The organism is Pseudomonas sp. LB3P93 (genome assembly GCF_054898025.1).
The window spans coordinates 2,128,986-2,153,039 of the sequence record NZ_CM142713.1 but is presented as its reverse complement, the minus strand read 5'-3'; the positions used below and the strand labels follow the sequence as shown (position 1 = coordinate 2,153,039).

General features: G+C 60.2%; 25 protein-coding genes. 19 read left to right on the top strand and 6 right to left on the bottom strand.

The features are described from left to right. Positions 1-39 precede the first annotated feature (39 nt). Positions 40-573 carry a hypothetical protein gene (locus ACYZT8_RS09595; RefSeq protein WP_461980577.1) on the top strand — a complete coding sequence of 178 codons (534 nt, stop codon included), beginning with the start codon at positions 40-42 and terminating at the stop codon, positions 571-573. 146 nt (positions 574-719) lie between these two features. Here the strand turns inward: ACYZT8_RS09595 and ACYZT8_RS09590 are convergent, their stop codons facing one another. After that, a complete protein-coding gene (locus ACYZT8_RS09590) occupies positions 720-1,394 on the bottom strand; it encodes an alpha/beta family hydrolase (protein WP_461980575.1) in 675 nt (224 codons plus the stop codon). A 99-nt stretch (positions 1,395-1,493) separates the two neighbouring features. On the opposite strand from ACYZT8_RS09590, the gene ccoN (ACYZT8_RS09585) reads away from it, so the two are divergent. The 18 genes from ccoN (ACYZT8_RS09585) to ACYZT8_RS09500 all read left to right on the top strand — a co-directional run bounded on the left by ccoN (ACYZT8_RS09585) (position 1,494) and on the right by ACYZT8_RS09500 (position 17,989). Next, entirely contained in the window at positions 1,494-2,918 is a 1,425-nt protein-coding gene (gene ccoN / locus ACYZT8_RS09585) for a cytochrome-c oxidase, cbb3-type subunit I (protein ID WP_150632536.1), read from the top strand. Positions 2,919-2,928: 10 nt separating this feature from the next. Then, positions 2,929-3,537, top strand: coding sequence for a cytochrome-c oxidase, cbb3-type subunit II (gene ccoO / locus ACYZT8_RS09580; protein WP_461980572.1), 609 nt, complete (start codon positions 2,929-2,931; stop codon positions 3,535-3,537). A gap of 15 nt (positions 3,538-3,552) precedes the next feature. Continuing rightward, on the top strand, positions 3,553-3,753 hold the full coding sequence (locus ACYZT8_RS09575) for a cbb3-type cytochrome oxidase subunit 3 (protein WP_102594714.1): 201 nt from the start codon (positions 3,553-3,555) through the stop codon (positions 3,751-3,753). After that, positions 3,750-4,700, top strand: coding sequence for a cytochrome-c oxidase, cbb3-type subunit III (gene ccoP, locus ACYZT8_RS09570; RefSeq protein WP_461980570.1), 951 nt, complete (start codon positions 3,750-3,752; stop codon positions 4,698-4,700). Before ACYZT8_RS09575 ends, ccoP (ACYZT8_RS09570) begins: the two co-directional genes overlap by 4 nt. A 483-nt stretch (positions 4,701-5,183) precedes the next feature. Next, entirely contained in the window at positions 5,184-6,626 is a 1,443-nt protein-coding gene (ccoN, locus tag ACYZT8_RS09565) for a cytochrome-c oxidase, cbb3-type subunit I (RefSeq protein WP_461957999.1), read from the top strand. Beyond that, a complete protein-coding gene (gene ccoO / locus ACYZT8_RS09560) occupies positions 6,626-7,234 on the top strand; it encodes a cytochrome-c oxidase, cbb3-type subunit II (protein ID WP_131059970.1) in 609 nt (202 codons plus the stop codon). Before ccoN (ACYZT8_RS09565) ends, ccoO (ACYZT8_RS09560) begins: the two co-directional genes overlap by 1 nt. A gap of 5 nt (positions 7,235-7,239) precedes the next feature. Further along, positions 7,240-7,425 (top strand): CcoQ/FixQ family Cbb3-type cytochrome c oxidase assembly chaperone, encoded by a 186-nt coding sequence (locus tag ACYZT8_RS09555; RefSeq protein ID WP_003175465.1) that lies wholly within the window; start codon positions 7,240-7,242, stop codon positions 7,423-7,425. Beyond that, entirely contained in the window at positions 7,422-8,405 is a 984-nt protein-coding gene (gene ccoP / locus ACYZT8_RS09550) for a cytochrome-c oxidase, cbb3-type subunit III (RefSeq protein WP_461980568.1), read from the top strand. Before ACYZT8_RS09555 ends, ccoP (ACYZT8_RS09550) begins: the two co-directional genes overlap by 4 nt. A gap of 179 nt (positions 8,406-8,584) precedes the next feature. Beyond that, positions 8,585-8,839, top strand: coding sequence for a type II toxin-antitoxin system Phd/YefM family antitoxin (locus ACYZT8_RS09545; RefSeq protein ID WP_461957997.1), 255 nt, complete (start codon positions 8,585-8,587; stop codon positions 8,837-8,839). Continuing rightward, positions 8,839-9,249 (top strand): PIN domain-containing protein, encoded by a 411-nt coding sequence (locus ACYZT8_RS09540; RefSeq protein WP_461980566.1) that lies wholly within the window; start codon positions 8,839-8,841, stop codon positions 9,247-9,249. Before ACYZT8_RS09545 ends, ACYZT8_RS09540 begins: the two co-directional genes overlap by 1 nt. Before the next feature lie 206 nt (positions 9,250-9,455). Next, a complete protein-coding gene (gene ccoG / locus ACYZT8_RS09535; protein ID WP_461980564.1) occupies positions 9,456-10,865 on the top strand; it encodes a cytochrome c oxidase accessory protein CcoG in 1,410 nt (469 codons plus the stop codon). An 11-nt stretch (positions 10,866-10,876) separates the two neighbouring features. Then, a complete protein-coding gene (locus ACYZT8_RS09530) occupies positions 10,877-11,416 on the top strand; it encodes a FixH family protein (RefSeq protein ID WP_109628930.1) in 540 nt (179 codons plus the stop codon). A 162-nt stretch (positions 11,417-11,578) separates the two neighbouring features. Beyond that, positions 11,579-14,029 (top strand): heavy metal translocating P-type ATPase, encoded by a 2,451-nt coding sequence (locus ACYZT8_RS09525; RefSeq protein ID WP_461980562.1) that lies wholly within the window; start codon positions 11,579-11,581, stop codon positions 14,027-14,029. Positions 14,030-14,053: 24 nt separating this feature from the next. After that, positions 14,054-14,272, top strand: coding sequence for a cbb3-type cytochrome oxidase assembly protein CcoS (ccoS, locus tag ACYZT8_RS09520; protein ID WP_047531427.1), 219 nt, complete (start codon positions 14,054-14,056; stop codon positions 14,270-14,272). Further along, positions 14,265-14,948: a sulfite exporter TauE/SafE family protein gene (locus ACYZT8_RS09515; RefSeq protein ID WP_172791389.1), complete on the top strand. Its 684-nt coding sequence runs from the start codon at positions 14,265-14,267 to the stop codon at positions 14,946-14,948. The genes ccoS and ACYZT8_RS09515 overlap by 8 nt, the downstream gene beginning before the upstream one ends. Before the next feature lie 133 nt (positions 14,949-15,081). Then, positions 15,082-16,464, top strand: coding sequence for an oxygen-independent coproporphyrinogen III oxidase (gene hemN, locus ACYZT8_RS09510; RefSeq protein ID WP_461959270.1), 1,383 nt, complete (start codon positions 15,082-15,084; stop codon positions 16,462-16,464). 162 nt (positions 16,465-16,626) lie between these two features. Continuing rightward, a complete protein-coding gene (fnr, locus tag ACYZT8_RS09505) occupies positions 16,627-17,361 on the top strand; it encodes a fumarate/nitrate reduction transcriptional regulator Fnr (protein ID WP_090182045.1) in 735 nt (244 codons plus the stop codon). A gap of 79 nt (positions 17,362-17,440) precedes the next feature. Then, positions 17,441-17,989, top strand: coding sequence for an adenine phosphoribosyltransferase (locus ACYZT8_RS09500; protein WP_461980559.1), 549 nt, complete (start codon positions 17,441-17,443; stop codon positions 17,987-17,989). Positions 17,990-18,125: 136 nt separating this feature from the next. On the opposite strand, the gene ACYZT8_RS09495 is transcribed toward ACYZT8_RS09500, so the two are convergent. From ACYZT8_RS09495 to dnaX, 5 genes are all read right to left on the bottom strand, one after another. After that, positions 18,126-19,274 carry an acyl-CoA dehydrogenase family protein gene (locus ACYZT8_RS09495; RefSeq protein ID WP_461980557.1) on the bottom strand — a complete coding sequence of 383 codons (1,149 nt, stop codon included), beginning with the start codon at positions 19,272-19,274 and terminating at the stop codon, positions 18,126-18,128. A gap of 182 nt (positions 19,275-19,456) precedes the next feature. After that, positions 19,457-20,059 (bottom strand): recombination mediator RecR, encoded by a 603-nt coding sequence (gene recR, locus ACYZT8_RS09490; protein ID WP_131059981.1) that lies wholly within the window; start codon positions 20,057-20,059, stop codon positions 19,457-19,459. Positions 20,060-20,124: 65 nt separating this feature from the next. Further along, positions 20,125-21,159, bottom strand: a complete 1,035-nt coding sequence (locus tag ACYZT8_RS09485; RefSeq protein WP_461980554.1) for an NADP-dependent oxidoreductase — start codon at positions 21,157-21,159, stop codon at positions 20,125-20,127. A 262-nt stretch (positions 21,160-21,421) separates the two neighbouring features. Next, a complete protein-coding gene (locus tag ACYZT8_RS09480) occupies positions 21,422-21,760 on the bottom strand; it encodes a YbaB/EbfC family nucleoid-associated protein (protein ID WP_109628912.1) in 339 nt (112 codons plus the stop codon). Between the two features lie 66 nt (positions 21,761-21,826). Then, a complete protein-coding gene (dnaX, locus tag ACYZT8_RS09475) occupies positions 21,827-23,911 on the bottom strand; it encodes a DNA polymerase III subunit gamma/tau (RefSeq protein ID WP_461980552.1) in 2,085 nt (694 codons plus the stop codon). Positions 23,912-24,054 lie beyond the last annotated feature (143 nt).

Below are 24,054 nucleotides of genomic sequence, written 5' to 3'. Positions count from 1 at the left end.
GGCGTTTACTTCATACCGATTCCAGAGAAGGATTTCGCAATGACCACTAGAGATTTTTTCATCCCTAAAGAAAAAACTATTCAGGTACCAGGAGACGAATTTAACTGGAACTTCGAAGGTAAACCGATCTATGCAACAGACACCTCTTTTTACCGAAGCCTATTCGAACCTACCGGTGAAGAAAGCTGGGTTTTCGCCGGCTCGATCGGCTCAGGTGATGAAGAGAACTACTTCAGTTTTCTCCTGATGGTGCCTTACATCGATGACAACCTGTTGGAACAGACCTACAAGCTTGGCGACGGGCAAGATCTGCATCTGTCACATACCCACTCGATTCCCGCCCCTCCAGGGTTCACCGGCTTCAGGGTTGTCTACGCAGATGATGCGGAACTGACCATCACACTCGATCCGGTCAAGGGAACTGTAAAAGGTGACTACAACGCCAAGTTCAAAACCTATCGTTTGAGTCCCAACGGCACTTTCAATCTGAAAAGAGACGATCAAAAAGCTAAAACAAAAACAGTGGATGTACTTTCGTTATTTATTACCAGATCGTTAAACAATGGCGCCTGACTGATAGCCTTCGCGGGCAAGTCGGATCGCCGCACCGCTCGCTCCTACAAGTAATCAGTGTCCGTTAAATCGGCGAACAACCTGAGCGAGCGGTGCGGCGTTCCGACTTGCCCGCGAAGAGGGCCCGACTGACGCAGCAAATCTCACTAAAGAAACTCAGCAACCCTCCCCGCCGCAGCCGCCAAATGCTGCTCATGGGTAAACCCCGAAGCCTTCAACGGCTTCAAATCATGATCCCCCGCCACCAGCCAAAACACTTCGATACTCGGCGCCAACGCATAAGCCTCGACCGCTTCACGATTACCCAGCGCATCCCGCTCACCCTGAACAATCAACGTCCGCGTCTTGAGCCCGGCCAAATGCTCGACCCGAGGCTTTTCCGGCTTACCGACCGCATAAAACGGATAGCCGAGACAGGCCAGCCCATCCACCCCTAATTCATCCGCTAGCAGACTCGCCATCCGCCCGCCCATGGACTTGCCGCCGATAGCCAAACGCCCAGTGACACGGCGTCGCACCTCGGCATACACCTCACGCCAGCATTCCAGCAGTTTCGGCGCCGGATTCGGTGGACGCTTACCCCCGTCAATACGCCTTTGCGCCATGTACGGAAACTCGAAGCGCAGTACGTTGACGCCTTGACCGGCAAGGCGTGCAGCCATGTCGTTCATCCAGCCGCTGTCCATCGGTGCGCCGGCGCCGTGGGCGAGGATCAGTGTTGCCGATGCAGGTCCTGAAGCGGCATTCCACAACCATCCATGATCCCGCACACACTGCGCCCATTGATCCCCGTCAATACTGGCCTTGTGCTCTTTGTCCATGCTTGCCTCGCTTTTAGTCTGCCTATAACTCCAGGCGAAGGACGCGCTGCCTTTTTGTTGCAAGCGCGCTCACTTCGGCTGAACCGTGGATGGGGAACCATGAACACTTCTATCAGTACCGCCTACAACTACAAGGTGGTCCGCCAATTCGCCATTATGACGGTGGTGTGGGGCATCGTCGGCATGGGGCTCGGGGTTTTTCTCGCCGCCCAATTGGTCTGGCCGGAACTCAACTTCAATTTGCCGTGGACCAGTTTCGGCCGGTTGCGCCCGCTGCACACCAACGCCGTGATTTTCGCCTTCGGCGGTTGCGCCCTGTTCGCCAGTTCGTTCTATTCGGTGCAGCGCACCTGCCAGACACAACTGTTTGCGCCGAAAATCGCCGCGTTCTGCTTCTGGGGCTGGCAAGTGGTGATCCTGCTGGCGGCCATCAGTCTGCCGCTGGGCTACACCAGCTCCAAGGAATACGCCGAGCTGGAATGGCCGATCGACATCCTGATCACCATCGTCTGGGTCGCCTACGCCATCGTGTTCTTCGGCACATTGGCCAAGCGCAAGACCAAACACATCTACGTCGGCAACTGGTTCTTCGGTGCGTTCATCATCACTGTGGCGATCCTGCACATCGTCAACAACCTTGAGCTGCCGGTGAGTTTCACCAAGTCCTACTCGGTGTACGCCGGTGCGACCGATGCCATGGTCCAGTGGTGGTACGGCCACAACGCCGTAGGCTTTTTCCTCACCGCCGGTTTCCTCGGGATGATGTATTACTTCGTGCCGAAACAGGCCGAGCGCCCGGTGTATTCCTATCGCCTGTCGATCGTGCACTTCTGGGCACTGATCACCCTGTACATCTGGGCCGGCCCGCACCACTTGCACTACACCGCGCTGCCGGACTGGGCGCAGTCGCTGGGCATGGTGATGTCGCTGATCCTGCTGGCGCCAAGCTGGGGCGGGATGATCAACGGGATGATGACGCTCTCGGGCGCCTGGCATAAGTTGCGCAGCGACCCGATCCTGCGCTTCCTCGTGGTGTCCCTGGCGTTCTACGGCATGTCGACCTTCGAAGGGCCGATGATGGCGATCAAGACGGTCAACGCCCTCTCCCACTACACCGACTGGACCATCGGCCACGTTCACGCCGGGGCACTCGGCTGGGTGGCGATGATTTCCATCGGCGCGCTGTACCACATGATCCCGAAAATCTTCGGTCGCCCGCAGATGCACAGCATCGGCCTGATCAACGCGCACTTCTGGCTCGCCACCATCGGCACCGTGCTCTACATCGCGTCGATGTGGGTCAACGGCATCGCCCAGGGCCTCATGTGGCGCGCAGTCAACGAAGACGGCACGCTGACCTACTCCTTCGTCGAAACCCTGGTGGCCAGCCACCCAGGCTTCGTCGTGCGACTGGTGGGCGGAGCGATCTTCCTCAGCGGCATGTTCCTGATGGCTTACAACACCTGGCGCACCGTGCGGGCCTCGCAGCCTGCCGAAGTCGCCGCTGCCGCGCAGATGGCCTGAGGAGTCCGCCATGAAACACGAAACAATCGAGAAAAACGTCGGCCTGCTGATGCTGCTGATGGTCCTGGCCGTGAGCATCGGCGGTCTGACCCAGATCGTCCCGCTGTTCTTCCAGGACGTGACCAATAAACCGGTGGAAGGCATGAAGCCCTACACCGCGCTGCAACTGGAAGGTCGCGACATTTACATCCGCGAAGGCTGCGTCGGTTGTCACTCGCAGATGATCCGGCCGTTCCGCGCAGAGACCGAACGTTACGGGCACTACTCGGTGGCCGGTGAAAGCGTCTGGGATCACCCGTTCCTCTGGGGTTCCAAGCGCACCGGACCGGACCTGGCCCGGGTCGGTGCACGCTACTCGGATGACTGGCACCGCGCGCACTTGTACAACCCGCGCAACGTCGTACCTGAGTCGAAGATGCCAGCCTATCCATGGCTGGTCACGCAAGCGGTCGACAGCAGTCACACCGAAAACAAGATCAAGGTCATGCGCACACTCGGCGTGCCGTACACCGACGACGACATCAGCGGCGCGGTCGCCAGCCTCAAGGGCAAGACCGAAATGGACGCACTCGTTTCTTACCTGCAAGTGCTCGGCACTGCCATCAAGAGCAAGAGGTGAGCCATGCCCTTTGAAATAGTGAGCGAAATCAGCAGTGGAATGATCCGCGGCCTCGGCACGGTCGTGGTGTTCGTGGCCTTTGTCGGCCTGACGTTGTGGGTGTTCAACAGCAAGCGCAATCCGGAGTTCGCCGAAGCACGTTTGCTGCCATTCGCCGATGAACCCCTGGCCGACGACGCCACCCAAGAACCTGAAACAAGGAGTACCCGGCCATGACCACATTCTGGAGTACGTGGATCTGCGTACTGACTATCGGCAGCCTGATCGGCCTGACCTGGCTGCTGATCGGCACCCGCAAGGGCGAAACCAAGGGCAGCGTCGACCAGACCATGGGCCACAGCTTCGACGGCATCGAGGAGTACGACAACCCGCTGCCGCAGTGGTGGTTCATGCTGTTCGCCGGCACGCTGGTGTTTGCCGTGGGTTACCTGATTCTTTATCCGGGCCTGGGCAACTGGAAAGGCGTCCTGCCGGGTTACGAGGACGGCTGGACCGGCGTCCACGAATGGGAAAAGGAGATGAACAAGGCGGACGCGAAGTTCGGACCGATCTTCGCCAAATTCGCCGCCATGCCCGTTGAAGAAGTGGCCAAGGACCCGCAAGCGCTGAAAATGGGCGGTCGTCTGTTCGCCTCCAACTGCTCGGTGTGCCACGGCTCTGATGCCAAGGGTGCCTTCGGCTTCCCGAACCTGGCCGACAGCAACTGGCGCTGGGGCGGCGATGCCGAGATGATCAAGACTACGATCATGGGCGGTCGCATGGCGGCCATGCCGGCCTGGGGTGAAATCCTCGGTGATGCCGGCGTGAAGAATGTGGCCGCGTATGTGCGTCATGAGCTGGCCGGCCTGCCATTGCCGGCTGACGACACCGCCGACCTGCAAGCTGGACAGCAAGCGTTCAGCACCACTTGCGTAGCCTGTCATGGGGCAAAGGGCCAGGGCACTGAAGCCATGGGCGCGCCGAACCTCACGCAACCGGCCGGATTTATCTACGGTACAAGCCTGGCGCAGTTGCAACAGACCATTCGTCATGGCCGCCAGGGCCATATGCCGGCGCAGAACGAATTGCTCGGCAATGACAAGGTGCAATTGCTCGCTGCTTACGTTTACAGCTTGTCGCACGGTCTGAGCACCGAGCGCTTGGCCGAAGGCAAACGCGAATAAATCTCGACCGCTCTACTGCCGCATTCTCCCGGATGCGGCAGTTCCCTGCCTCTTTGCGACCAAGTGTCGCACCCCTCCGTTGGTCCTCCTTTCGGTTCACCAGATTCGGGTCTAAGCTTGCTCCGATGCGGACTGGCATGAGCCGGTTCCAGGTCGACCCAACCCGATGTGTTCGACGAATTTGCTCGATGACAAGCCGCAAAGGCTGGTAGATACCGGCTGTCGTGCCAATTGCCGTCTGTCACCCGATCGTTGTGTTTGAACACACCCCGTAACAACTGACCTGACCCCCTCACCCTTTTCGTTCGCTGCGACATTTTGTCCAAGGCCGATTTTGTCCTTACGCGGCGCATGGAAAGGCCGCAGAATCAGCTTTTGAAAGCATTGACCCAGGTCATGGCGCGTTGCAATGACCCCCCGCTTTCTACATACTTGCGGCCGATTTTTACTCCTAATAAAACACCCAAACCGTGGAACCTTAGAATGAGCACAGCAATCAGTCCGACTGCTTATAACTATAAGGTAGTCCGCCAGTTCGCCATCATGACGGTGGTCTGGGGGATCCTTGGCATGGGGCTTGGTGTCTTCATCGCCTCACAGCTCGTATGGCCGGAATTGAACTTCGGCCTGCCGTGGACGACCTTTGGACGCTTACGCCCGTTGCACACCAACCTGGTGATTTTCGCCTTCGGTGGTTGTGCTCTGTTTGCCACTTCTTATTACGTCGTGCAGCGAACCTGCCAAACGCGACTGATTTCCGACAGCCTCGCCGCCTTCCACTTCTGGGGATGGCAAGCGGTGATCGTTGGTGCAGGCATTACCTTGCCGCTGGGTTACACCACCACCAAGGAATACGCTGAGCTGGAATGGCCTCTTGCAATTTTGCTGGCTATTGTCTGGATCGTTTACGCATTGGTGTTTTTCGGCACCATCGTCAAGCGCAAGACCAAGCACATCTATGTGGGTAACTGGTTCTACGGTGCCTTCATCGTCGTGACGGCGATGTTGCACATCGTCAACCACATGTCCCTGCCGGTCAGCCTGTTCAAGTCCTACTCTGCCTACTCGGGTGCGACTGACGCGATGATCCAGTGGTGGTACGGCCACAACGCGGTCGGTTTCTTCCTGACCACGGGCTTCCTGGGGATGATGTACTACTTCGTTCCAAAGCAGGCCGAACGTCCGATCTACTCCTATCGCCTGTCGATCGTGCACTTCTGGGCGCTGATCACCCTGTACATCTGGGCCGGTCCGCACCACCTGCACTACACCGCACTGCCGGACTGGGCTCAGTCCCTGGGCATGGCGATGTCGATCATCCTGCTGGCTCCGAGCTGGGGCGGCATGATCAACGGCATGATGACCCTGTCGGGCGCCTGGCATAAGCTGCGCACCGACCCGATCCTGCGCTTCCTCGTGGTATCGCTGGCGTTCTACGGCATGTCGACCTTCGAAGGCCCGATGATGGCCATCAAGACCGTGAACTCGCTGTCGCACTACACCGACTGGACCATCGGCCACGTACACGCCGGTGCATTGGGCTGGGTTGCGATGATCTCGATCGGCGCCATCTACCACATGATCCCGAAACTGTTCGGTCGCGCGCAGATGCACAGCATCGGCCTGATCAACACGCACTTCTGGCTCGCGACCATCGGTACCGTTCTGTACATCGCGTCGATGTGGGTCAACGGCATCACCCAGGGTCTGATGTGGCGTGCAATCAACGATGACGGCACCCTCACCTATTCGTTCGTCGAAGCCCTGCAAGCCAGCCACCCTGGTTTCATCGTTCGCGCCCTGGGCGGTGCGTTCTTTGCCAGCGGCATGCTGTTCATGGCCTACAACGTATGGCGCACCGTACGTGCCTCGAACCCGGCTGAAGCCAAAGCCGCTGAACAGATTGCTGTAGTTGGAGCTCACTGATGAAGCATGAAGCAGTCGAGAAGAACATTGGCCTGCTGGCCTTCTTCATGGTTATCGCCGTCAGCATCGGCGGCCTGACCCAGATCGTTCCGCTGTTTTTCCAGGACGTCACCAACAAGCCGGTCGAAGGCATGAAGCCTCGTACCGCCCTTGAAGTCGAAGGACGTGACGTCTATATCGCCAACGGTTGCGTCGGCTGCCACTCGCAGATGATCCGCCCGTTCCGTGCTGAAACCGAACGTTACGGCCACTACTCGGTTGCCGGTGAAAGCGTCTGGGACCACCCGTTTCTGTGGGGTTCCAAGCGCACCGGTCCGGACCTGGCCCGTGTCGGCGGTCGTTACTCCGATGACTGGCAGCGTGCGCACTTGTACAACCCGCGCAACGTGGTGCCTGAGTCGAAAATGCCGGCCTACCCGTTCCTCGTGGAAAACAAGCTCGACGGCAAAGACACCGCCAAGAAACTGGAAGTCTTGCGCACGCTCGGCGTCCCTTACACCGACGAAGACATCGCCGGCGCCAAGGATGCTGTGAAGGGCAAAACCGAAATGGACGCGCTGGTGGCCTATCTGCAAGGCCTGGGCACCATCATCAAAAGCAAACGGTGATTTAGATGGATATCGGGATGATTCGTGGCCTGGGCACCGTTGTTGTGATGGTGGCCTTCATCGGACTGGCGTTGTGGGTGTTCAGCCCCAAGCGCAAGTCGGAGTTTGAAGACGCGACCTTGCTGCCTTTCGCGGATGATCCCGAAGCCATCAAGCACGTCGAGCAAGCTTCTAGGAGTAACAAAGAATGACTACGTTCTGGAGTCTGTACGTCACAGTCCTCAGTCTCGGCACCATCTTCGCCCTGACCTGGCTGCTGCTGTCCACCCGCAAGGGCCAGCGCGCCGAGCAAACAGAAGAAACGGTTGGCCACTCCTTCGACGGGATCGAGGAGTACGACAACCCGCTGCCTAAATGGTGGTTCATGCTGTTCGTGGGCACCATCATTTTCGCCCTGGGTTACCTGGTGCTGTACCCGGGCCTGGGCAACTGGAAAGGCCTGCTGCCGGGTTACAACTACCTGGATAACGAGAAGCAGACCGCGTTCGCCAACGGCCAGAGCGGCTGGACCGGCGTTCACGAGTGGGAAAAGGAAATGGCCAAGTCGGACGCCAAGTTCGGTCCGATCTTCGCCAAATTCGCTTCCATGCCGATCGAAGAAGTCGCCAAGGACCCGCAAGCCCTGAAGATGGGTGGCCGTTTGTTCGCCTCCAACTGCTCGGTCTGCCACGGCTCCGACGCCAAAGGCGCTTATGGCTTCCCGAACCTGACCGACGCTGACTGGCGCTGGGGCGGTGAAGCAGAAACCATCAAGACCACCATCATGGGCGGCCGTCACGCGGTCATGCCTGCGTGGGCTGACGTGATCGGCGAGCAAGGCGTGGCGGACGTTGCGTCGTTCGTGCTGACCAACCTCGATGGCCGCAAGCTGCCGGAAGGCACCAAAGCCGACCCGGTTGCCGGCCAGAAGCTGTTCGCCGCCAACTGCGTGGTGTGCCACGGCCCGGCAGGCAAAGGTACGCCAGCGATGGGCGCCCCCGACCTGACCCACCCGGCCGGGTTCATCTACGGTTCGAGCTTCGCACAACTGCAGCAGACCATCCGTTACGGCCGTCAGGGCCAGATGCCTGCGCAAGAACAGCTGCAAGGCAACGACAAGGTTCACCTGCTGGCCGCTTACGTCTACAGCCTCTCTCACGGTGAGAAAGCACCGGCGGAAGACGCTCAGTAAGGCAAACGCTTGATGCAACAAAAAACGGCCCCGCCAATGTGAATTGGCGGGGCCGTTTTTTTTGCCCCTCAAGTCCGGCCCCTAGCGACCAACGGTACCGACGCGTACCACTTCGTGATTGCGATCCGGCCCGGCTGGTAGTAACGTTTCTACAAAGTACTTCAGGAGGGACAACCATGATGGCCATCACCACCATTTCCAGTCGTGAATTCAACCAGGACACAAGTAGTGCCAAAAAAGCCACGCGTCAGGGTCCGGTAATCATCACCGACCGTGGCAAGCCAGCCCATGTACTGCTAAGCATTGAGGACTACCAAAATCTCACCGGCAGCAACGCCAACATCGTCGATCTATTGGTGATGCCGGAAGCGGCAGATATCGAGTTCGAAACCGAGCGCGCCGTGATCACTCATCGACCCGTGGACCTGTCCTGATGTTTCTACTCGACACCCATGTGATTTCTGAACTACGCAAACCCCGGGCGGACGCAAACGTCGTCGCCTGGGCCAAAAGTGTCATCGCGCCACGTATGTTTATTTCGGCCATAACCCTAAAGGAGCTGGAGACCGGGGTTCTGCGAATGGAGCGTCGTGACCCCGCGCAGGGAAAGGTTTTGCGTACCTGGCTGAAGCGGCATGTCATGCCTGCCTTTGATGCCAGAATCTTGCCGGTCGACGCCGCCGTGGCCCTGCGCTGTGCCGGTTTGCATGTGCCAGACAGCGCAAATGAAAGCGATGCCCTGATTGCAGCGACTGCCCTGGTTCATGGTTTGACGGTGGTCACCCGTAATGTCAGCGATTTCCAATCCAGCGGTGTTGCCCTGATCAATCCATGGGACGAGTGAGTTCGCCGCCCCCACAAAACCGTCCATAATTCACAAGTCAATTGATTCAAGTCATTACACCGTCAGTTGATTTCTACCAACGTGACCAAAGGTCGCACCCTTGAGCTAGAGCGACAGGCGTATCATTGCGCCACTGCAACACCTCTTTTTGACCGCGGTCGGCACGTACTGACCGAGGCATTTTTCCACTGCCGTGGGATGCAATGATGAGTAATCAGATTCCGGTACACGACGTTACACCGCCTGCCAAGAACGCGAGCGTCGACCTCTACGCCTCACGAGAAAAGATCTACACCCGCGCCTTCACCGGCCTGTTCCGTAACCTGCGGATGATGGGTGGTGCCGGGTTGTTTCTGCTGTATTTCGGTACGGTCTGGCTGAACTGGGGCGGTCACCAGGCCGTCTGGTGGAACCTGCCGGAGCGTAAATTCTTCATTTTTGGTGCGACCTTCTGGCCTCAGGATTTCATCCTGCTCTCGGGCATTTTGATCGTCAGCGCCTTCGGCCTGTTCTTCATTACCGTGTACGCCGGACGAGTGTGGTGCGGTTATACCTGCCCGCAGAGCGTCTGGACGTGGATTTACATGTGGTGCGAAAAGGTCACCGAAGGCGATCGCAACCAGCGCATCAAGCTCGACAAGGCGCCGATGAGCGCCAACAAGTTCCTGCGTAAATTCAGCAAACACACGATGTGGCTGTTGATCGGCTTCGTCACCGGCATGACCTTCGTCGGTTACTTCTCGCCCATTCGCGAACTGACGATAGACTTTTTCACCGGCGAAGCGGATGGCTGGTCGTATTTCTGGGTCGGTTTCTTCACCCTCGCCACCTACGGCAACGCCGGCTGGTTGCGCGAGCAAGTGTGCATTTACATGTGCCCGTATGCGCGCTTCCAGAGCGTGATGTTCGACAAGGACACGTTGATCGTTTCCTACGATCCACGCCGTGGTGAAAGCCGTGGCCCGCGCAAGAAAGGCATCGACTACAAGGCCCAGGGCCTGGGCGACTGCATCGATTGCACCATGTGCGTCCAGGTCTGCCCGACCGGTATCGACATTCGCGACGGTCTGCAGATCGAATGCATCGGCTGCGCGGCGTGTATCGATGCCTGCGACAGCATCATGGACAAGATGGACTACCCGCGCGGCTTGATCAGCTACACCACCGAGCACAACCTGTCCGGGCAAAAAACCCATAAACTGCGCCCGCGCCTGATCGGCTATGCCGTGGTGTTGCTGGCCATGATGGGATTGTTGGCCGGTGCGTTCTTCATGCGTTCGCTGGTCGGTTTCGACGTCAGCAAGGACCGCGTGCTGTACCGCGAGAACGCTGAAGGCCGGATCGAAAACGTCTACAGCCTGAAGATCATGAACAAAGACCAGCGCGACCATACCTACGTGCTGGAAGCCTCCGGTTTGCCGGACCTGAAACTGCAAGGCAAGCGCGAAATCAAAGTCGCCGCCGGGGAGATTTTCAGCCAGCCGGTCGAACTGTCGATCGCACCGGAAAAACTGCCGTCGAGCACCAACGAGGTGAAATTCATCCTCAAGGATGCCGATGACGACAGCGTCCACGTTGAAGCCAAGAGCCGATTCATCGGCCCACAAATTCGTTGAGAGAAGTGATCATGCCCGCAGCAAACGCCGCAAGCCCTTGGTACAAGCATCTTTGGCCGTGGATCATCATCGCCATCCTGGCCTGTTCCGTGACCCTGACCTTGTCCATGGTGACGATCGCAGTGAACAACCCGGACAACCTGGTCAACGACAACTACTACGAGGCCGGCAAAGGCATCAACCGCTCCCTCGACCGCGAGCTGCTGGCCCAGACCCTGCTGTTGCGAGCCAGCGTTCACCTGGATGATGTGACCGGTGAAGTCGATCTGCGCCTGAGCGGCAACAGCCAGCCAAAAACCCTTGAGCTGAACCTGATCTCGCCGACCCAGCCGGAGAAAGATCGCAAGATCACCCTGGCCCGCAGCGAAACCGAACAGGGCCGTTACATCGGTCAGTTGAGCGACAAGGTTGAAGGCCGTCGCTTTGTCGAATTGCTGGGCACTCAGGACGACCACATCTGGCGCATGTTCGAAGAAGAACTGGTCAGCCATGATAAAGACCTGCTGCTCGGTGATGAGCCGCTGCAAGGCGCCGAAGACCTGAAGAAGTAAAAGCCTCACCCTGATCGTTCCCACGCTCTGCGTGGGAACGCAGCCAGGGACGCTCTGCGTCCCAGCCGAAGCGGACGCGGAGCGTCCGGGGAGGCATTCCCACCGGACGGTTCGACGCCTCGACGTGGGAACGATCATCGGACAACACGCTGTGAAAACCCCATGACCACGCCAACTCCCTGCTACCACTGCGCCCTGCCCGTCCCGGCCGGCAGCCGCTTCACCGCCGCCGTCCTCGGTGAAACCCGCGAGTTCTGCTGCCCGGGTTGCCAGGCTGTGGCTGAAGCGATCGTGGCCGGTGGGCTGGAAAGCTATTACCAGCACCGCAGCGAGTCGTCGGCCAACCCCGAAGCCTTGCCGGTGCAGTTGGTGGATGAGTTGGCGCTCTACGACCGTGCCGACGTGCAAAAGCCCTTCGTGCGCCACGACGGTGAACTCGCCGAAACCACCCTGTTGATGGAAGGTATCAGCTGCGCTGCCTGCGGCTGGCTGATCGAAAAACACCTGCGCGCCTTGCCCGCCGTGGCGGAAGCGCGTCTGAACCTGTCCAACCATCGCCTTCACGTGCGCTGGGCCGACGCGCAATTACCGCTGAGCCAAGTGCTCAGCGAATTGCGCCACATCGGTTACGCCGCGCACCCATATCAAGCCGACCGCGCCAGTGAACAACTGGCCAGCGAAAACCGTCTGGCCTTGCGCCAACTCGGTGTCGCCGGTTTGTTGTGGTTCCAGGCGATGATGGCGACCATGGCCACCTGGCCGGAATTCAACATCGACTTGAGCCCCGAGCTGCACACCATCCTGCGCTGGGTCGCGCTGTTCCTCACGACTCCGATCGTGTTTTACAGTTGCGCGCCGTTCTTCAAAGGGGCGATGCGCGATTTGCGTACCCGTCACCTGACCATGGATGTGTCGGTGTCATTGGCAATAGGCAGCGCCTACATTGCCGGGATCTGGACCTCAATCACCGGCGTCGGCGAGTTGTATTTCGATGCGGTGGGAATGTTTGCGTTGTTCCTGCTGGCCGGGCGTTATCTGGAACGTCGCGCCCGGGAACGCACCGCCGCCGCTACCGCACAGCTTGTAAACTTGTTGCCTGCTTCGTGCCTGCGCCTGAGTGTCGACGGCCAGAGCGAGCGGATCCTGCTCAGCGAACTGCGCGTCGGCGATCAAGTGCTGGTGCACCCGGGCGCGATCCTGCCGGCCGACGGCAAGATCCTCGATGGCCAATCGAGCATCGACGAATCGCTGCTGACCGGCGAGTACCTGCCGCAACCGCGCACCCAGGGCGATGCGGTCACCGCCGGGACCCTGAATGTTGAAGGCGCGTTGACCGTGGAAGTGTTGGCGCTGGGTCAGGATACACGTCTGTCAGCCATCGTCCGCCTGCTGGACCGCGCCCAGGCCGAGAAGCCGCGACTGGCGGAAATCGCCGACCGCGCCGCGCAATGGTTCCTGTTGCTCACGCTGATCGCATCCGCCTGCATCGGTCTGTTGTGGTGGGAACTGGATTCATCGCGAGCGTTCTGGATTGTTCTGGCGATGCTGGTTGCGACATGCCCGTGCGCCCTGTCGCTGGCCACACCGACCGCCCTCACTGCCGCCACCGGCACGCTGCACAAACTCGGCTTGTTGCTGACGCGCGGTCATGTGCTGGAAGGTCTGAACCAGATCGACACGGTGATTTTCGACAAAACCGGCACGTTGACCGAAGGTCGCCTGGCCTTGCGTTCGATTCGTCCTCTCGGCGCGCTCGATAGCGATCAATGCCTGGGGCTCGCCGCCGCCCTGGAAAACCGTTCCGAACATCCGATCGCCCGTGCATTTGGCCGGGCGCCGCTGGCGGCCGAAGAAGTTCTCAGCATGCCGGGGCTTGGCCTTGAAGGCCTGGTCGGCACGCAGCGCTTGCGTATCGGCCAGCCGGGTTTTGTCTGCGAACTCAGTGCCGCTGCTGTACCGGTCATGCCCGATGAGGCAGGCCAATGGTTGCTGCTCGGCGACAGCCGGGGCCCGCTGGCGTGGTTTGTCCTTGATGACCGTTTGCGCGCCGATGCACCGGCGCTATTGGAAGCCTGCCGGGCTCGCGGCTGGCGCACATTGCTGCTGTCGGGCGATACCTCGCCGATGGTCGCCAGCGTGGCCGCCGAACTGGGCATCGACGAAGCCCGGGGCGGTTTGCGTCCGGACGATAAGTTGCAGGTCCTGCAACAACTGCACAAGGAAGGCCGCAAGGTGCTGATGCTCGGTGACGGGGTCAATGACGTGCCAGTGCTGGCCGCTGCCGATATCAGCGTGGCGATGGGTTCGGCCACCGATCTGGCGAAAACCAGTGCCGATGCAGTGTTGCTGTCGAACCGTCTCGACGCGCTGGTGCAAGCCTTCAGTCTGGCGCGGCGCACCCGTCGGGTAATCATCGAGAACCTGCTGTGGGCCGGGCTGTACAATGGCCTCATGTTGCCGTTCGCCGCCCTCGGCTGGATCACACCGGTATGGGCCGCAGTCGGCATGTCCATCAGTTCGTTGACCGTGGTGCTGAACGCCCTGCGCCTGACTCGCCTGCCGAGCGCGCCTGCTGCCCGCACCACGCCAGAAACCCGCCCGCCGCCGGCCTGAGCCGCGCGGGCATGGAGCCTCACCATGCCAGCTCTCTACGTGATGATCCCGGCCGCGCTGCTGATCGTCGCTATCGCGGTCTACATCTTCTTCTGGGCAGTCGACAGCGGTCAGTACGACGACCTCGACGGCCCGGCCCACAGCATCCTGTTCGACGACCAGGACCCAAACCACACCGCAGCGGTCGATGAAGCCAGCGGCCATCCGGCCAAACCGGACGACAAGGCACCGCCTCATGCTTGAGTTGGCGCCACTGCTGGTGTCTGCGGTGATTCTCGGCCTGCTCGGCGGCGGGCATTGCCTGGGCATGTGCGGCGGTTTGATGGGCGCGCTGACCCTGGCGATTCCCAAGGAACAACGCAGCCGCCGCTTCCGCCTGCTGCTGGCCTACAACCTGGGGCGAATTCTCAGCTATGCGACGGCCGGTCTGCTGATCGGTCTGGCAGGTTGGGCGGTGGCCAACAGCCCGGCGGCCATGTTCATGCGGGTGATCGCCGGACTGTTGCTGATCGCCATGGGCCTGTACCTCGCCGGCTGGTGGAGCGGCCTGACCCGGATCGAAAGCCTCGGGCGCGGCCTGTGGCGGCATATCCAGCCGGTTGCCAACAAACTGCTGCCGGTGTCGAGCCTGCCCCGCGCATTGCTGCTGGGCGCGCTGTGGGGATGGCTGCCGTGCGGGTTGGTTTACAGCACGCTGCTATGGGCGGCGAGCCAGGGCAATGCGCTGGACAGCGCGTTACTCATGCTCGCGTTCGGGCTCGGCACCTGGCCGGTGCTGCTGGCCACCGGGCTGGCGGCAGAGCGGGTCACGGCGCTGTTGCGCAAACGGAGTGTGCGCATGACGGGCGGGTTGCTGGTGATGCTGTTCGGCATCTGGACATTGCCGGGGCCGCATCAGCATTGGCTCATGGGGCACTAGATCGGCGGCTTGCCCGCGAAGAGGCACTCACTGACAACACAAATCCTGACCGTTGATGCAAATCAAGATGCCCCAACGTCGCACCCCATAGACTCGCTGACACTGCCAGCCTATCCGGGGGAATGCCCGCATGATGCTCGACGCCATTCGTTGGGACACCGATCTGATCCGCCGTTACGACCTGGCGGGGCCGCGTTACACCTCTTACCCGACCGCGGTGCAATTTGACGGACAAGTCGGCACGTTCGACCTGTTTCACGCCCTGCGCGACAGCCGCAAGGCCCTGCGCCCCTTGTCGCTGTACGTGCATGTGCCGTTCTGCGCGAACATTTGCTACTACTGCGCCTGCAACAAAGTCATCACCAAGGACCGTGGTCGCGCCCTGCCCTACTTACAGCGCCTCGAGCAGGAAATTCAGCTGATCGCCTGCCACCTCGACCCCGCGCAAAAGGTCGAGCAACTGCACTTTGGCGGCGGCACCCCGACCTTTCTCAGCCACGACGAACTGCGCCAGTTGATGGCTCAGTTGCGCAAACACTTCAACCTGCTGGACGACGATTCCGGCGACTACGGCATCGAGATCGACCCTCGCGAAGCCGATTGGTCGACCATGGGCCTGCTCCGTGAACTGGGCTTCAACCGGGTCAGCATTGGCCTGCAAGACCTCGATCCGGCGGTGCAACGGGCGGTCAATCGCCTGCAAAGCCTGGAAGAAACCCGCGCCGTGATCGACGCCGCCCGGACCCTGCAATTTCGCTCGATCAACATCGACCTGATCTACGGCTTGCCAAAGCAGACGCCGGAAAACTTCGCCCGCACGGTCGACGAAGTCATCGCGCTGCAGCCGGATCGGCTCTCGGTATTCAACTACGCGCACCTGCCGGAACGCTTCATGCCGCAACGGCGAATCAACAGCAACGAACTGCCGACCCCGGCGCAGAAGCTGGAAATGCTCCAGCGCACCATCGAACAGCTGACCGCTGCCGGTTACCGCTACATCGGCATGGACCACTTCGCCCTGCCCGATGACGAGCTGGCGATTGCCCAGGAAGAATCAACCCTGCAACGCAACTTTCAGGGCTACACCACTCACGGTCATTGCGATTTGATCGGTCTTGGGGTGTCGGCCATCAGCCAGATCGGCGACCTCTACTGCCAGAACAACAGCGACCTGAACCAGTACCAGAACGCCCTCGCCGTCGCGCAATTGGCGACCAGCCGTGGCCTGATATGCAACGCCGACGACCGCGTGCGGCGGGCGGTGATTCAGCAGTTGATTTGTACGTTCACCCTGGAATTCGCGGACATCGAACAGGCCTTCAACATCGATTTTCGCGGTTACTTCGGTGAACTGTGGCCTCAGCTACTGACCATGGCCGATGACGGCTTGATCAGCCTCGACAACGAGCGGATCAGCGTACTGCCCGCCGGGCGCTTGCTGGTGCGCTCGGTGTGCATGGTGTTCGATGCTTATTTGCAACAGCACAATCACCAGCGGTTTTCCCGGGTGATCTGATGGCCGTGAAACGGGTTCCTTGCACGAATTCGAATGCAAAGTTATTGGCCGCCGAACGCGGCCCTTTATCGCCTTGCGACAAAAACGGCACAAACTGGCCTGAATGTCCTCCCGTGAGTTACCCTTACGGCTTATGTGTGTTTTCCCACAAGGATTGAAGAAATGTCCGAGCCAGTAAAACTGCGCGCTCACAGTCAGGCCCATTGTAAGGATTGCAGCCTGGCTCCCCTCTGCTTGCCACTTTCTTTGAATCTGGAAGACATGGATGCGCTGGACGAAATCGTCAAACGTGGCCGCCCGCTGAAAAAAGGCGAGTTTCTGTTCCGCCAGGGCGACACCTTCGATTCCGTTTATGCAGTTCGCTCCGGCGCTCTCAAGACCTTCAGCCTGAGCGATGGTGGTGAAGAACAGCTCACCGGCTTCCACTTGCCGAGCGAACTGGTCGGCCTGTCGGGCATGGACACGGAAAAGCACCCGGTTTCGGCGCAAGCCCTGGAAACCACATCGGTATGCGAAATTCCCTTCGAACGCCTCGACGAACTGGCCCTGCAACTGCCGCAACTGCGCCGTCAGCTGATGCGTGTCATGAGCCGCGAGATTCGCGACGATCAACAAATGATGTTGCTGCTGTCGAAGAAAACCGCCGACGAGCGCATTGCCACGTTTCTGGTCAACCTTTCGGCACGTTTCCGCGCCCGGGGTTTTTCGGCCAACCAGTTCCGCCTGAGCATGTCTCGCAACGAAATCGGCAATTACCTGGGCCTCGCGGTGGAAACCGTGTCCCGGGTGTTCACGCGCTTCCAGCAGAACGAACTGATCGCCGCCGAAGGCAAGGAAATCCACATCCTCGACCCGATCCAGCTCTGCGCACTGGCCGGCGGCTCGCTCGAAGGCTGATGGCAACAATTGCGGCTGAGCGAAACGGTTCAGCCGCCGTTATACTGCGACGTTTGCAGCCTGCCAGGATTCTTCGACTATGGCCTTTGACGCCTTCGACATCAAATCCCTGATCCGTCCCGTGATCGACTTCCCCAAGCCAGGCGTGATTTTTCGCGACATCACGCCATTGTTCCAGTCGCCGACGGCCCTGCGCCTGGTGATGGACAGCTTCGCTCATCGTTATGTCGAGGCGGACTTTACGCATATCGGCGCGATGGATGCCCGTGGTTTCCTGATCGGCTCGGTCCTGGCCTATCAGCTGAATAAGCCATTAGTGCTGTTTCGCAAGCAAGGCAAACTGCCGGCCGACGTGTTGGCCGAGGGTTATGCCACCGAATACGGCGAAGCCTTTCTCGAGGTACACGCCGATAGCTTGTGCGAAGGTGACTCGGTGGTGATGTTTGATGATTTGATCGCCACCGGCGGTACGCTGATTGCCGCGGCGAACCTGATTCGGCGCATGGGCGCGCGGGTTCATGAAGCGGCGGCGATTATTGATCTGCCGGAGCTGGGTGGGTCGCAGCGGCTGAACGATATGGGTATTCCTACCTTTTGCCTGACGCAGTTTGCGTTGAGCGAGCAGTAAGCGGCGCTCTCACTGACGCCATCGCGGGCAAGCCCGCTCCCACAGGGACTTTCGACAGACACAAATCTTGTGTACGACATAGATCATTGTGGGAGCGGGCTTGCCCGCGATGGCGTCAGCCGCAACACCACCTATTTCAAAGCCCCATCTGCTTACTGATGATCTCGTTCATCACTTCCCGCGTCCCGCCACCAATCGACAGAATCCGGTTATCCCGATACAGCCGCTCCACCAGACTCTCTCGCATGTACCCCAAACCACCCAAAATCTGCACCGCGTCCGTCGTGATCCGGTCAGCCGTGTCGGTCGCAAAATTCTTGGCCATGGAAATCTCCTTGATCACGCTCTGCCCCGCAGCCATTTTCGCCGCCTGACGGTAAGTGAACTCCCGTGACACCTCCAATGCCGTGGCCATTTCCGCGAGGCGATGTTTCAGCACCTGGAACTTGCCGATGGGTTTGCCAAAGGCTTCGCGCTGACGCGCCCATTTCAGGCTTTCCTCCAGCGCCAGCTGCGCCGTCATGTTGGCCATCAACGCCAACGCCAGGCGTTCGCTCTGGAAGTTGCCCATGATGCAGGCGAAACCCATGTTCTCCGCGCCAATCAGATTTCCCACAGGCACCCGGCAATCGTCGAAGAACAATTCGGCCGTGTCCGACGCCCACCAGCCCATTTTCTTCAGCTGACGGCCGACGGTGAAACCGGGCGTGCCCTTTTCGATCAGCAATAGACTGATGCCACCAAAACCCGGTTCACCGGTGCGCACCGCAACGGTGTAGAAATCCGCGCGGATACCACTGGTGATAAAAGTTTTACTGCCGCTGACCCGGTAGAAGTCGCCGTCACGCACAGCGCGGGTTTGCAGGTTGGCCACATCGGAGCCGCCGCTGGGTTCGGTGACGGCCAGCGCGCTGATCTTCTCGCCGGCCAGCACTTGCGGGACGACACGATCACGGACTTCAGGCCTGGCCCACTTGAGTATCGGCGGCAGGCCGATGTCCAGCGAACCAAGGCCGGCCACCAGACCACCGGAGCCGCAGCGCATCAGCTCTTCGCTGGCCGCGACCTTGGCGAACAGATCACCTTCGTGGCTGCCGCCCAGAGACTCGGGATAACCAATCCCGAGGATCCCCGCCGCACCGGCCTTGAGGTAGAGCTCACGGGGAAAGCTTTCAGCTTCTTCCCACTGATCAATGTCCGGAAGAATCTCACGCTCGACGAAACGTCTGACGCTGTCGCGGACCAATTGGTGGCTGGGATCGAAGTATTCCTGAAAGGCAGGCATCGGCGAACTCCACTGAAGGTTCAGCGAAGTTAACCGAGCGCTTGCTTGGTTTTCAATAGAATTGTGTGAATCAGATAGACCGAGTTGCCCGCATCGCGAGCAGGCTCACTCCCACATTGGTTTTGCGGTGCTCACAAATCCCTGTGGGAGCGAGCTTGCTCGCGATAGGGCCTGATGAGTCACTACAAGGCTATTGGCTTACGTCCCGCAAACGAATGCGCCAACGTCCCGCCATCCACCAGTTCCAGCTCACCCCCCAACGGCACACCGTGGGCGATACGCGAAGCAACCAGGCCTTTATTGCTCAGCAACTGGGCGATGTAATGCGCGGTTGCCTCACCTTCCACGGTCGGGTTGGTGGCCAGGATGACTTCAGTAAACGTGCCCGCCTCTTCGATCCGCGCCAGCAGCTGCGGAATACCGATCGCCTCCGGCCCCAGCCCGTCGAGCGGCGAGAGATGGCCCTTGAGCACAAAGTAGCGACCCCGGAAACCGGTCTGCTCCACGGCGTACACATCCATCGGGCCTTCCACCACGCAAAGCAAGGTGTCGTCACGACGGGTATCGGAACATTGCGGGCAAAGATCGTCTTCGGTCAGCGTGCGGCATAACCGGCAATGGCCCACCCCTTCCATGGCCTGGCTCAGTGCCGACGCCAGTCGCGAACCACCGCTGCGATCACGCTCAAGCAGTTGCAGCGCCATGCGCTGGGCAGTTTTCTGACCGACACCCGGCAGAATTCGCAGGGCATCGATCAGTTGGCGAATCAAAGGGCTGAAGCTCATGGGGAAAAGTCCGACAAAACAACGAGACGCGGTTTATACCCGCGCCTCTGTTTAGCGTCAATTATTCAGTCCTGAGCGACCCGAACCACCAGTTTGCCAAAGTTGCGTCCTTCCAGCAGGCCGATGAAGGCCTCGGGCGCATTCTCAAGGCCATCGACCACGTCTTCGCGGAATTTGACCTTGCCGTCGCGCACCCACGGCGCCATGGCGCTGACGAATTCCGGCTGACGATCACCGTAGTCGTCGAACACGATAAAGCCCTGGATTCGTACACGCTTGGTCAGCAAAGTGCGCTGCAATTGCGGCAGACGATCCGGGCCGGACGGCGCTTCGTGGGCGTTGTAGCCAGCGATGAGGCCGCACAGTGGAATCCGCGCCTTGGCGTTGAGCAGCGGCACCACCGCGTCGAATACCTTGCCGCCGACATTCTCGTAGTAAATATCAATGCCCTCGGAGCACGCCTGAGCCAGTTCATCGGCGAAGTTCGGGCTCTTGTGGTCGACGCAAGCATCGAACCCCAACTCCTCCACCACGTAGCGGCATTTTTCCGCACCACCCGCCACGCCAACCACGCGCAGGCCTTTGATCTTCGCCACCTGGCCAACCACCGAACCCACCGCGCCCGAGGCGGCCGCGACCACCAGAGTTTCGCCGGCGCTGGGCTGACCGATGTCCATCAGGCCCATGTACGCGGTCATGCCCGGCATGCCCAGCACACCCAGGGCCATCGACGGTGTCGGCAAACCGCTCGGCACTGGAATGATGTTGCGGCCATCGCTGATGCTGTGGCTCTGCCAACCAGTGGCGCCCACTACCAGGTCGCCTTCGTGGAATTTCGGATTCAGCGAGCGCTCGACGCGGCTGACAGCGCCACCGGTCATCACCTCGCCGATTTCTACCGGCGCGGCGTAGGACGGCGCGTCACTCATGCGACCGCGCATGTAGGGGTCCAGCGACAGGTATTGAGTCTTGAGCAGCACCTGGCCGTCGGCCAGGTCTGGCAACGCGACCCGCTCCAGGCGGAAATTCTCCGGCGTCGGCGCGCCTGTGGGGCGGGACGCCAGGACGATACGTTGGTTGAGGGTCAATGCGTCTGGCATGTGAGCGTCTCCTGTGATCGATGAATTCGGCGGTATAGGGAGCAGACCTTAGTGGTGGTGTGGCGTTCGATGTTTCGTCAGCTTTACCGAGTGACTTCATCGCGGGCAAGCCTCGCTCCCACAGGATTTAGGTGATCCTGTGGGAGCGTGGCTTGCCCGCGAAGGCTGCCTCTTGAGCACCGTGTTTCCAACTGACAGAAACAAAAATGCCAGGCGCGATGCCTGGCATTTTTTTGTAGCTCATCCGACGCGCTTTCGCGAATCAGAAGGGCAGTTTCATACCCGGCGGCAGTTGCATGCCAGCGGTCATGTTGCCCATTTTGTCCTGGCTGTTGGCTTCGATCTTGCGCACGGCGTCGTTGACGGCGGCAGCGAACACCGCTTCCAGCATCTCTTTGTCGTCTTCGCTCAGGCCTTCAACCAGGCTTGGGTCGATGGTCACGCGCTTGACGTCGTGACGACCGGTCATCACCACGGTGACCATATCGCCGCCGGCTTTACCGGTGACTTCGGCGTTGGCCAGTTCTTCCTGCATCTTGGCCATTTTTTCCTGCATCTGCTGCGCCTGCTTCATCAGGCCGGCCATGCCACCTTTCATCATGGGAATCACCTCAAAAGTACTTGGATTTAAACAGCGCCCGGCCCTTGGGCCGAACGCCTTCAGTTATTAGCCCTGACTGACCAGAGCTTCGACAGGTTCAATAGTATCGTTACGGACCACCGCACCGAACTGCTGCATCATTTGCTGGATGAACGGATCACCGTGGATCGACTCCTCGGCCTCGCGCTGACGGTTGACCCGGCGCCGGGACGCGGCCTGGGCCGGGGTTTCCTGCTCGGGCTTGATCAGCTCCATGGTCAGGGTCAGCGTGCGCCCGTGAAACTGGTTCAACGCATCGTTGAGACGACGCTGCTGGGTCGCGTTGAACAAGGCGCTGTGGGCCGGGTCCAGGTGCAACAGCCAGTTATCGCCATCGACAGCGATCAACGTGCAGTTGGCAGCGATGCTGCCGGTCATGCCGGAGATCGGCAGTTTCGGGAACAGCTCCAGCCATTGCAGGGCCAGACCGGTAGCGGGCATGGCGGCCGGCTCAGGCTCGGGTTCCGGCGCGGGCTCGGCGGCATGTTCGCTGGCCAGTTCATCGAGGTAACTGTAGGCCGAATCCATGTCCGGCTCGATGTAATCTTCGTCCAGCGGCGGCTCGTCATCCAGGTCCACGCCCGGTGTGGCGGCGTCGACTTCGGCCACCGACGGCTCGGGGATCGGCGCTGCGGCCCACTCCGGCGCGTCCGGCACCACGCTGTCAGGCGTCGGCAACGGCATCGGCGGCAGATCGGGTTGTTCGCTGGCGGTTTCCAGAACCGGCTCGACGGCGGGTTGCTGGACGGCTTCCGGCTCGACCGGATCATTCCAGGGCAGGTCGACGACCTCTTCGACCGCGACAGCCTCGACAACAGGCTCAGGCACGACGACGGGCGCAACCGGCTCAGGCTCAGGCGCAGGAACGGAAGCAACCACCGCCGCAACCGGTGCAGGCGCGACAGGTGAAACGGCGGGGGCAACTGCCGCAGCGACTACCGGTACGGCAGCCACTGAATTTGCGGAATCAACTGTGGCCTGGCTGATCCCCACTGGCTTTAGCGGTTGCCTCGGGGCGTCCGCGGTGTCCGCCGGTCGGAACGCGAGCATTCGCAGCAAGACCATTTCGAAGCCACCACGGGGGTCCGGCGCCAACGGCAAGTCGCGGCGGCCGATCAGGCCCATCTGGTAATAGAACTGCACGTCTTCGGCCGGTAAGGCCTGGGCCAGTGCCAGTACCCGATCGCGGTCGCCCTGGCCGTTGTCGACGCCTTCAGGCAACGCCTGGGCGATGGCAACACGGTGCAGCACGTTGAGAATTTCCGAGAGCACGCCGTTCCAGTCCGGACCTTGCTCGGCCAAGTGACGGACGGCTTCGAGCAACGCCTTGGCGTCGCCTTCGATCAGCGAATGCAGAACGTCGTAGACCTGACCGTGATCGAGCGTGCCGAGCATTGCCCGCACGTCGGCGGCCATGACCTTGCCTTCACCGAAGGCAATGGCCTGGTCGGTCAGGCTCATGGCGTCACGCATCGAGCCGTCGGCGGCGCGGCCGAGCAGCCACAGTGCATCGTCTTCGAACGGTACGTTCTCGACGCCCAGCACGTGGGTCAAATGCTCGACCACGCGCTCAGGCGTCATGTTCTTCAGGGAGAACTGCAGGCATCGCGACAGAATGGTTGCAGGAAGTTTCTGCGGATCGGTCGTCGCCAGGATGAACTTGACGTAGGGCGGCGGCTCTTCGAGGGTTTTCAACAGCGCATTGAAGGAATGGCTGGAGAGCATGTGCACTTCGTCGATCAGGTAAACCTTGAAGCGCCCGCGGCTCGGCGCGTATTGCACGTTATCCAGCAGCTCGCGGGTGTCCTCGACCTTGGTCCGGCTCGCGGCGTCGATCTCGATCAGGTCGACAAAGCGGCCCTCGTCGATTTCGCGGCACACCGAACACTCGCCGCAAGGTGTCGAAGTGATACCTGTTTCACAGTTCAGGCATTTGGCGATGATGCGCGCGATGGTGGTCTTGCCCACCCCCCGCGTACCGGTGAACAGGTAGGCGTGGTGCAGCCGCTGGCTGTCCAAGGCATTGATCAGAGCCTTGAGCACATGGGTCTGGCCGACCATTTCGCGGAACGAGCGCGGACGCCATTTACGTGCAAGAACCTGATAACTCATCGAAAACCGTCGCAACGAAGGAACAGAAGCGGCTAATGCTAGCGGAGCAAGGCCAAAATTGCATCCGGTGCGCTCGTCTAATCTGGCTAAGATGCACTTTGGGGGCTTTTATCGGCTCAGGTTTGCGATGTACCGGAGCGTTT